This window comes from Enterobacter sp. SENG-6, assembly GCF_001605945.1.
GTDB classification, from domain to species: Bacteria; Pseudomonadota; Gammaproteobacteria; order Enterobacterales; family Enterobacteriaceae; genus Enterobacter; species Enterobacter cloacae.
Genome location: NZ_LOMM01000058.1, coordinates 1 through 2,962 on the forward strand (window position 1 = coordinate 1; position 2,962 = coordinate 2,962).

The 2,962-nt window shown below is 56.5% G+C and carries 3 protein-coding genes; 2 read left to right on the forward strand and 1 reads right to left on the reverse strand.

What is annotated here, in order from left to right; genetic code table 11:
• Window positions 1-175 precede the first annotated feature (175 nt).
• Window positions 176-1,081 carry a LysR family transcriptional regulator gene (locus AX755_RS20390; protein ID WP_062857330.1) on the reverse strand — a complete coding sequence of 302 codons (906 nt, stop codon included), beginning with the start codon at window positions 1,079-1,081 and terminating at the stop codon, window positions 176-178.
• A gap of 109 nt (window positions 1,082-1,190) precedes the next feature.
• Between AX755_RS20390 and AX755_RS20395 the strand changes: the two genes are divergently transcribed.
• Both AX755_RS20395 and AX755_RS20400 read left to right on the forward strand, forming a co-directional pair.
• Window positions 1,191-2,051: a pirin family protein gene (locus AX755_RS20395; protein ID WP_023622203.1), complete on the forward strand. Its 861-nt coding sequence runs from the start codon at window positions 1,191-1,193 to the stop codon at window positions 2,049-2,051.
• Between the two features lie 20 nt (window positions 2,052-2,071).
• The gene (locus tag AX755_RS20400) at window positions 2,072-2,749 is read left to right on the forward strand and encodes an isochorismatase family protein (protein WP_020689641.1); all 678 of its coding nucleotides are present in this window, start codon (window positions 2,072-2,074) and stop codon (window positions 2,747-2,749) included.
• The last annotated feature ends 213 nt before the right edge of the window (window positions 2,750-2,962 follow it).

The following is a 2,962-nucleotide window of genomic DNA, read 5'->3' on the forward strand; positions in this document are numbered from 1 at the left end:
ATACGGCAACGTATCGGGGGTTCGAATCCCCCCCTCACCGCCATATTTAAAGAAGAGCTCGCATGAAAATGCGGGCTTTTTTTTCGTATGTTGCTCGCTTGCGGCGGGATGAGAACCTTGAGCCCCCTGCGCTCTTTATGTCGGGTGGCGCTGCGCTTACCCGACCTACAAAAAACTACTCTTCAACCATCCGTGCATACTCTTCTGTAAGAAAATCCACCAGCGCCCTGACGGACGGCAGTAATCCGCGTCTTGATGGATAAACCGCATGAATCACTTCTCTTTTTGGCTCCCACGCCTCCAGCACCCGAATCAGTTCTCCTGATGCCAGCTGATCTTTCACCATCAATATCGGCAGTTGCACCACACCGATGCCCGCCATGGCCGCTTCACGCAGCGCCAGCATGTCGGTGGTAATCAGGCGCGGGGAAAAATGGATTTCTGCTTTCGCGTCTTCCGGGCCGCATAATTGCCATTTATGGATATGCTTACCCTCGCCCATACTCAACCCGGGCCAGGCGCTGAGTTCTGACGGCATCGACGGTTTTCCCAGGCGTTCAATCAAGGCCGGGCCCGCGACCAGGCAATGTCCCCGGTCGGCAAGCACCCGTAATACCAGATCGCTGTCATCAAACGGACGGGGACGCACGCGGATCGCCACATCCACACCTTCCCCCACCAGATCAACCCGCCGGTTCGTTGCTTCCAGCTGAAGGTTGATCCCGGGATAGCGCACCATAAACCGCGCCAGCATCGGGCCGACATGCACATGCAACAACGTGACAGGACAGGTGAGCCTGACGATACCGCGCGGTTCCGCCTGCAGCGCGGCCACGGCTTCTTCCGCCGCTTCCGCTTCAACCATCATGGCTTTGCAGTGTTGATAGAACGTCTGCCCGACCTCCGTTACCGTAAATTGTCGCGTTGTACGTTGAATTAACCGCACGCCGAGCCGCTCTTCAAGCTGCGCAATACGGCGGCTCAGTCTGGACTTAGGCAGATCGAGTGCCCGCCCTGCTGCTGCAAAACCACCGTAGTCGACCACTTTCACAAACCACACAAAGTCATTGAGATCCTGCATAAATCCTCATCGTTCTATTTTCAGAACAGTGAATGTCATTTTCACTCTCTACCGGAACATTAACTCTGAATATAAGCTAATTACATCAACAGAACATCAGGAGTTCATCATGAAAAACGTAACAGGCGTCTATACCGCACCCCGTCAACACTGGGTTGGCAATGGTTTCCCGGTGCGTTCGATGTTTTCTTATCAGACACACGGCGAGTCGCTGAGCCCGTTCTTACTGCTGGACTACGCAGGCCCGCATACCTTCCCGGCGGACGGCACAAAACGCGGGGTGGGCGAGCATCCGCATCGTGGTTTTGAAACGGTCACCATCGTCTATTCCGGCGAAGTGGAGCATCGCGACTCCACCGGCAGAGGCGGCGTCATTGGTCCAGGCGACGTGCAGTGGATGACAGCCGGTGCAGGCATTCTGCATGAAGAGTTCCACTCCAGCGCGTTCGCGCACAAAGGCGGAGAACTCAAGATGATGCAGCTTTGGGTCAACCTGCCGGCGAAAGACAAAATGGCCACGCCGGGCTATCAGAGCATTACCAAAGCCGATATCCCGGTGGTGACGCTGCCCGACAACAGCGGCTCGCTGCGGGTTATCGCTGGTCACTACGACGATGTTAGCGGCCCGGCGCATACCTTCTCGCCGCTGAACGTGTGGGACATTGCCCTCAACCAGGGCAGCCACGTCACACTCAGTCAGCCAGAGGGCTGGAGCACGGCGCTGGTGGTGCTGGAAGGCCATGTCACGGTGAACGGTACGGCTCACGCGGGAGAAGCACAGCTGGTGGTCATGAGTCAGGAAGGTGACAGGTTACACCTGGAAGCCAGCAGCGATGCCAAAGTACTGCTGATGGCCGGTGCGCCGCTGAATGAACCGATTGTGGGCTACGGCCCGTTCGTGATGAACAGTAAAACCGAAATCAATGAAGCCATTCGTGATTTCAACTCCGGCCGTTTCGGCCAGATCTAACCGTAATAAAGGAGATGAACATGTCTACACCTGCCAACTTTAATGGAGCACGTCCGGTCATTGATGTGAACGATGCGGTGATGTTGCTTATCGACCACCAGAGTGGCCTGTTCCAGACCGTCGGCGATATGCCGATGCCAGAGCTGCGTGCCCGTGCGGCGGCTCTGGCGAAAATCGCGACGCTTGCGAACATCCCGGTGATCACCACCGCTTCCGTCCCGCAGGGCCCGAACGGTCCGCTCATCCCGGAAATTCATGCCAACGCGCCGCATGCACAGTATGTGGCACGTAAAGGAGAGATCAACGCCTGGGATAACCCGGAATTTGTGGCCGCGGTTAAAGCCACCGGACGTAAGACGTTGATTATCGCCGGTACCATCACCAGCGTCTGCATGGCGTTTCCGTCGATTAGCGCAGTGGCGGATGGCTATAAAGTCTTTGCGGTGATTGATGCGTCCGGTACTTACAGCAAAATGGCGCAGGAGATCACCCTGGCCCGTGTGGTGCAGGCGGGCGTGGTGCCAATGGATACGGCGGCTGTTGCCTCTGAGATCCAGCGGACATGGAACCGTGAAGATGCGGCCGAGTGGGCAGAAGTCTACACGCACATTTTCCCGGCGTACCAGCTGCTGATCGAGAGCTACGGTAAGGCGCAGGAAGTGGTGAAAAACAGCGAAGCGCTCGATTCACAGCGTTAAATGCCCGTGCTGTGACCAAAGCTGATTAAGGCTTAACCGAACACGCACTAAAGCTGAAAATCTGCTTGACCGTTTTAGCGCAACTCCCTATAGTAGCGCCCCGTTGCCCCCCAAGCGGTCAGGCACAAAACAATATGGTGAGGTGTCCGAGTGGCTGAAGGAGCACGCCTGGAAAGTGTGTATACGGCAACGTATCGGGGGTTCGAATCCCCC